The 6,740-nt window shown below is 55.6% G+C and carries 6 protein-coding genes and 1 tRNA gene; 4 read left to right on the forward strand and 3 right to left on the reverse strand.

All coding sequences use genetic code 11. From position 1 onward, the window contains the following. Positions 1-68 precede the first annotated feature (68 nt). Both P0G09_RS09425 and P0G09_RS09430 read left to right on the forward strand, forming a co-directional pair. Positions 69-1,085 (forward strand): ATPase P, encoded by a 1,017-nt coding sequence (locus tag P0G09_RS09425; protein WP_275252520.1) that lies wholly within the window; start codon positions 69-71, stop codon positions 1,083-1,085. 126 nt (positions 1,086-1,211) lie between these two features. Further along, positions 1,212-2,237: an aldo/keto reductase gene (locus tag P0G09_RS09430; protein WP_275252521.1), complete on the forward strand. Its 1,026-nt coding sequence runs from the start codon at positions 1,212-1,214 to the stop codon at positions 2,235-2,237. Between the two features lie 48 nt (positions 2,238-2,285). Here the strand turns inward: P0G09_RS09430 and P0G09_RS09435 are convergent, their stop codons facing one another. After that, on the reverse strand, positions 2,286-3,653 hold the full coding sequence (locus P0G09_RS09435; protein ID WP_249257647.1) for an MATE family efflux transporter: 1,368 nt from the start codon (positions 3,651-3,653) through the stop codon (positions 2,286-2,288). 226 nt (positions 3,654-3,879) lie between these two features. Here P0G09_RS09435 and P0G09_RS09440 point away from each other — a divergent pair. Further along, a tRNA-Arg gene (locus P0G09_RS09440) sits at positions 3,880-3,953 on the forward strand. 70 nt (positions 3,954-4,023) lie between these two features. Here the strand turns inward: P0G09_RS09440 and P0G09_RS09445 are convergent. Beyond that, positions 4,024-5,430, reverse strand: a complete 1,407-nt coding sequence (locus P0G09_RS09445) for a S41 family peptidase (protein ID WP_275252522.1) — start codon at positions 5,428-5,430, stop codon at positions 4,024-4,026. Positions 5,431-5,457: 27 nt separating this feature from the next. Further along, positions 5,458-6,234 (reverse strand): type III pantothenate kinase, encoded by a 777-nt coding sequence (locus P0G09_RS09450; RefSeq protein ID WP_097773115.1) that lies wholly within the window; start codon positions 6,232-6,234, stop codon positions 5,458-5,460. A 93-nt stretch (positions 6,235-6,327) separates the two neighbouring features. Here P0G09_RS09450 and P0G09_RS09455 point away from each other — a divergent pair, with 93 nt between their 5' ends. Next, positions 6,328-6,531 (forward strand): hypothetical protein, encoded by a 204-nt coding sequence (locus tag P0G09_RS09455; RefSeq protein WP_275252523.1) that lies wholly within the window; start codon positions 6,328-6,330, stop codon positions 6,529-6,531. Positions 6,532-6,740 lie beyond the last annotated feature (209 nt).

Raw genomic sequence — 6,740 nt, forward strand, 5'->3', positions numbered from 1 at the left:
GCCTTGCATTTTCTTTGCCGGAGTGGGAAAATGGGTACAAACAAAAACGCAAAAGAGGGATGAACGTTATGCTCTTCAAACCTGCACAATTGGGCCTTGCCAGGCTCGACCCCGCCGAGCTGGCGGCTGACCGGAAAGCCTGCAAAAAGATCGGCCCCTGCGGCGTGGGCAAAAAGGCCCTGTATCTGAACAGCTTTTACATCGACCGCCGCTACTACCTGCCCTACACCAGCATCACCCGCGTGTTCAAGCGGGTGGCCATGAGTGCGGGCGGCTTTACCGGCAAGGGAATGTTTGCCTCCATGGCTTACCTTGTGGTGGAGTACGACGGCGGCAAACAGAAGCAGTGCAACTTCAAGGACGAGCGGGACGTGGATGCCCTGCTGGAGCTGCTGGCAAAGCAGCAGCCCCAGATCCGGCTGCTGAGTGCCGCCGGGGAGCAGGCGTTGCAGAAAAAGGCTGAGGAAAAGGCCGCCCGCAAGCTGCCGGAGCTGTCTGACGATGCCAAACACACCGTGACGGTCCTGCGCAAGGCAAAGGAGTATCTGGACGCAAAGCCCGAGCTTTCCAATGAGCTCAGTGCTGCCCAGCGCCGCAAGCGCGCCCAGCTCAAGAGCAAGCCGGTCTACCGCTATGTGGCCCTTGCCATCTTCCTGTTCGGCACTGCCGCCGCGGCCTACGGCCTGTACGCGGTGTTCACCCACACCGGCAGCTACGGCGTGTACTTTGCACTGTTCGGCTTTGCAGCCATCTTCCTCTTTTCCAGCTACAACATGCTGCCCACGGCGCACAATAACAACAACGCCATTATGAAGCGGGCCGATCAGGCCGATGCCGCTATGGCGGAGTATGTGAAGCACTACCCCAACGGCAGCTTCCCGGTGCCCAGCTGTTACGCCCACCCGATCGTCCTCAAGCGGATGATCGATGCCGTGGAGGAAGGTCAGGCCGTGACCACCGCCGAGGCGCTGGATGCCGTCAAGGCCCGCCTGCAGACCGTCAATGCGGATGTGCAGGTGGAGCAGGAGGAGTACGACGAGATCGTCGCCATCAAAGCGCTGTTCCTGAACCACGATTATCAATAAAACTGACCCTCTCTGTCATCGCTGTGCACTGCCACGCTTTGATGGAGAGGGTTTTTCTTGCCTTGTGGGGCACTTCGTCTTATAATGAGCACAGAGAGTATTTTTGGAAAAAACAGGAGGTTCCCTATGGATATGGTCACATTGGGGCGCACTGGCATCATCGTGAACAAAAACGGCTTTGGTGCCCTGCCCATCCAGCGCATTTCCCAGGAGGACGCGGTCTTTCTGGCCCGCAAGGCTTACAAGGCGGGCATCCGCTTCTTTGATACCGCCCGCGCCTACACCGACAGCGAGGTGAAGCTGGGCGAAGCCTTTGACGGCATCCGTTCCGAGGTCTACATCGCCACCAAGACCGCCGCCCAGAACGCGGAGGAATTCTGGAAGGACCTGCACACCTCCCTGAACAATCTGCGCACCGACTATGTGGACATCTACCAGTTCCACAACCCGTCCTTCTGCCCCAAGCCCGGTGACGGCTCCGGCCTGTACGAAGCCGCACTGGAGGCCAAGGAAAAGGGGATGATCCGACATATCGGCATCACCAATCACCGTCTGTCCGTGGCCAAGGAAGCCATTGAGAGCGGCCTGTACGAGACCCTGCAGTTTCCGTTTAGTTATATTTCCGGTGAGCAGGAGCTGGAGCTGGTGCAGCTGTGCAAAGAGCACGAGATGGGCTTTATCGCCATGAAGGGTCTGTCCGGCGGTCTCATTACCAACAGCGCCGCCGCCTATGCCTTTGAAGCGCAGTTCGAGGGCGTTCTGCCCATCTGGGGCGTTCAGCGGGAAAAGGAACTGGACGAGTTCCTCTCCTACATTGATAACCCGCCCCGGATGGACGCAGAGCTGTCTGCGGTCATCGCCCACGACCGGGAGGAGCTGTGCGGTGAGTTCTGCCGTGGCTGTGGTTACTGTATGCCCTGCCCGGCTGGCATCGAGATCAACAACTGCGCCCGCATGAGCCTGCTGCTCCGGCGCTCGCCTTCGGCAGAGCATCTGAGCCCTGCCGGTCAGGCCAAAATGAAGAAGATCGAGGGCTGCCTGCACTGCAACCAGTGCAAGGCCAAGTGCCCCTACGGGCTGGATACGCCCGCCCTGCTGGCCCGCAACTATGAGGACTACAAGCGGGTCCTGGCCGGGGAAGTCAAGGTGTAACAGAAAAAACAAAAAAGATGGATGCCGCACGACATCCATCTTTTTGTTTTACAGCGAAGAGGGGATCGGCTCCCGGAAGATCTTCATGGCCTGCTTGTAGCAGCGGATGAAATAGAGGATCTCCGCAATGGCGGTCAGAGCCCAGGAGCAGGGGTAGAGCAGGTAGAGTGAGGGGATGGTGTGGAAGTGGGCGAAGATGGTGTATACCCAGATCACCCGGAACACACAGGAACCCATGATGACGATGACAGTGGGTACCACGGTCTTGCCCAGACCGCGGGAAGCGGCGATGGTGCAGTCCATAAAGGCCGAAATGCAGTAGGCCAGCGCCATGACACCCACACGCTTCATACCGGCATCGATGACGGCGCTCTCGGTGGTGAAAAGGGCGAGGAACTGCCGCCCGAACAGGAACAGGCCGCCGCCCAGCGCCAGACCCACACCAAAGGAGTAGGCCAGCGAGATGAAGTAGCTTTTCTTGACACGGTCGGGCTTGCCTGCGCCGTAGTTCTGGCTCATAAAGCTGGCACAGGCCATGTAGAAGGCGGCCATGCAGTCGTAGATGAGCGGGTCGGCGTTTGCGGCGGCGCTGTTGCCCTTGACCATGAGGGAATCAAAGGAGTTGACACCGGCCTGGATGAACAGGTTGGCGATGGCGAAAATGGCGTTCTGGAATCCGGCAGGCAGGCCCAGCGCCAGAATGCTTTTGGTCATGGCGGGGTCGAGCTTTGCTTCCTTGAAATGGAGGGCGTAGCAGTCCTGCACCCTGGTCAGGGCGTGGAGGATGAGCCCGGCAGAAACACACTGGGAAATGGCACTGGCCAGCGCCACGCCTGCCACGTCCAGGTTGCAGACGATGACAAAGAACAGGTTCAGAAGGATATTCAGCACACCGGCAAAGCTCAGGATGTACAGCGGCTTTTTGGTCTCACCGATGGCGCTGAACACGGCGTTGCCGAAATTGTACAGAGCCAGCGCCGGCATACCCAGAAAATACACCCGCAGGTAGAGGATCGCACCCGGCAGCAGGTCCTCCTTGGTGTTCAGCAGCCGCAGCATGGCAGGGGAGCCCAGCAGCCCCACAACCAGCAGGATCACGCCTGCGATCAGGCTGACGATCAGGGCCGAGTGGACGGTGTCGTGGACATCGTTCGGGTGTCTGGCTCCGTAGAAGCGGGCCACCAGCACGTTGATGCCGTTGCCCAGGCCGATGAGAAAGCCGGTGAACAGCGTGACAAAGATGCTGGTGGAGCCCACCGCGCCCAGCGCTGTGGAGCCCGCAAACCGCCCCACCACGGCCACGTCCGACATGTTGAATAAGACCTGCAGCAGATTGGATAATGCCAGCGGCAGGCTGACCAGAAGGATCTGCTTTGCCAGCGGGCCTTCTGTCAGGGATCTTGTGCTAGATTTCATGTTCTCTTTTTCCTTTTCCAGTCCTAAACCGTGCCCGCGCATACCGGGGCACAACACCTATTATAAGAGATGCGCACACTTTTGCAAGATGAATCTTTCAAAACAGAATGCATCAGCGTCTTGCTGGCGCGGGATCGGGCACGGAATCCGGATACAGAGCCGCCAGACGGCTTGATTTTTGCCTCCGGCTGTGCTATACTACATTACACTGGTTTGCCAGTAATGTGCGATCGTAGCTCAGCTGGATAGAGCGTTCGGCTCCGACCCGGAAGGCCAGAGGTTCGAATCCTCCCGGTCGCATGTGTTAATAAAATCCCCGGTACACAAAAGTGCGCCGGGGATTTTTCTTTGTGGCCGGGAGGGTCAGACCTTACTTTAGATTTTCCATAAGTTTTGCCGCCAGCGTTTCGGCTTCTTTGGCCGGAACCCAGATATCCGGGAAGAATCCCCGAAGTTCTTCAAAATAATCGGAGCCATCCGGGGTCAGATAGACCGTGGAGAAAGTCATATCCACCGAACACTTGCTGTTGGGCAATTCGATATGGCCGCTGTTGCTGATCATACTTCCATTTGTGTTCTCTCCAATAATCAGGCTATTGTCTAAATTATAGGAAAGATCCAGTGTGATCTCCGCACAAGATGCAGAGCACTTTCCGCTTAGAAGGATTAGAATGTTGTCATTGCTTGCGCGGGGCGTTTTTGAGGTGGAAGGTGAAGCGACAAGAGAAGCTGGAAGAACGGAATAACGAACTCCAGTGCCAAATACCCGTTGGTGGCTGTATCGGTTGAACCACTGATGCGCAACTTCTTCATAGCCGCCAACATTGGAGCGCAGGTCCAGCATGGAGATCTCCGCATTGCTCATCTGTGCCGCTGCATCATTGGTCTCCTCCAGGAAGGACGGGTCAAAATGGTTAAACTGGAACACCGGGATCCCGTCAGTCTGGCGCAAGTCGGTATTCTGCCCTTTGGGGAGATCTTTGTAATACTGGCTCCAAGTGTCTGCTGTCAATACATCCGTACTGCCATCGGCATAGTGCACGGTCAATTGCTCGTCGCACACATGCTTGTCCCACTCGGTTCCATCAAATTTTGCTTCTTTCAGCAGCACAGGATAGTACACAAGATATCCTTCTTTGGAAATGGAGCGTTTGAACAGTTCATCCAGATCGGGATGATCGTCCACGGATGCAACGACTTTTCCATTGGCATTCTGATAGCTCGAATCCGTTTTTACAAACATCACCTGACGGAAGAAAAACGGAATGTCTTTTTCCGACGGATAGTCCTGATTGATGTTGAAGTGACCGTCCTTGATAAAGGTAAGATGACTTACCAGAATCTTCTGCAAATCTTCACAGGTCAGGCTGTCCCTGCTTTGGACTTCCTGCAGAGTATCAGCCTTTGCCTGATCGAATACAGCGTGTCCGCCAAAATAGTCATAAAAGGCAAAATCATAATAGAATGCGTCGAAGAGATAGTTCACATCTTCTTCGGCTTCTTCCGGATTTAATTCTTTGGCTGCATCGTATTCGCTGTAGGTGTCAGTGAGATAATCGGTTGATTTCTGGGCATCAGCGGGGTCATCGTAATGCCGTAGGTATGGAGTTGGGTCAGAGGAACCGCCCTCATAACGGCGATGCTCTTCGTTGATTTCTGCGAGCAGTTCCGCTTTGGTTGGCTGCGCGTCTTTCACCAGCTGTGTGACCTTGGTACAGCCGGAAAAGCTCACGAGCATGATTAGACAGCAGAGCAGAGATGCAAGTTTGGAATTCATGGTGTAGGACTCCTTTTGATTTTGATATTACCCTTTCCGATTTTTCTGCCAGATGCGGTATAGGCCGTCCGTGATCAGATACTCCCGGTATTCGATCGGCGTGCGGCAGGCCTCCCGGATGGTGCGGGGCAGGTTGCCGGTGGCATAAAAGCGGATATCCGGGCCAAGCTCTGCCTGAAAACGCTCGGCCAGCCCGTCCAGCAGCCCGGCGGTGCCCAGCACAAAACCGTTCTGTAAGCAGGCAGAGGTGTTCTTGCCCAAGATCGAGGAGGAAGCTGGAGCGGAGAGGTCGATCTGGGGCAGCTGGGCGGTTTTTTGCACCAGCGCGGAAAGGGAGAGCTGCGGCCCGGGCAGGATGACACCGCCCACCAGCTCCTGTTTGCCGTTGACTGCCATAATGGAGATGGCAGTATCTGCCGAGATGACTGCCAGCGGTCCGGGCCCCTCTTCCAGTGCGGCCACCGCGCCGCACAGCAGTTCTGCGCCCAGCTGGGCCGGATTGTCCAGCCGCAGCTTGATGCCGCTTTTCAGGCCGGGGCCAACGGTCAGGAAGCGGGCAGAGCAGAACATCCGTAGCGCACCCAATACCCGGCCTGTCAGTGCGGGCACTACACTGCCCAGAATGCCGCCCTCGATCCGCTCGGGGGCAACCTGATATAAGGAGAGCAGATTCAGCAGGTTCATGGCGTATTCGTCCACCGTTGCGGCCGGGCTGGAATGCAGCCGCCCGCTGAACTGCAGGGTGTCGTGTTCGTAGCCGGCAATCGTGATGTGTGTGTTGCCGATGTTGACCGTAAGGATCATGGTTGGGGTCTCCTCCGCTCTATAATGTAATTATATAATATAACACCGCTCCGGAAACTGCAAGGGCTCTCCCCTTGGCAAAGGGGAGACGAAATGGCCGTGGCCATTTCGGAGGGGTTCAAAACCTGCCCGGAAGCACTCATTTTGCGAAATATAGAAAAAACTCAAAAAAGATGCAAAAAAGTGTTGACAGAAGGCTGGGGATGTGGTATTATACTTGAGCGCCAAGGGCCGCCGGAAAGAATGACTTCTGAAAGCGGCAGAAGCAAAGCGAAAGAACCAATATGGATACGTTGAAAAACGAGCCACAAGTTCGAAAAGATCGAAAAGCTTCTGAAAAAAGTACTTGACAAAAAATCACTTCTGTGGTAAAATAAACAAGTCGTCAGCCGCTAAGGCTGAGGCGCACAGGACCTTGAAAATTGAACAATATCGAAAAACTTGTAACGGAACCTATTTTCGTGTTGGAAAAACACGTTAAACAATTCCAAACAAAGTAATTCACA

This window comes from Faecalibacterium sp. DFI.5.82 (genome assembly GCF_029076575.1).
Lineage (GTDB): Bacteria > Bacillota > Clostridia > Oscillospirales > Ruminococcaceae > Faecalibacterium > Faecalibacterium duncaniae.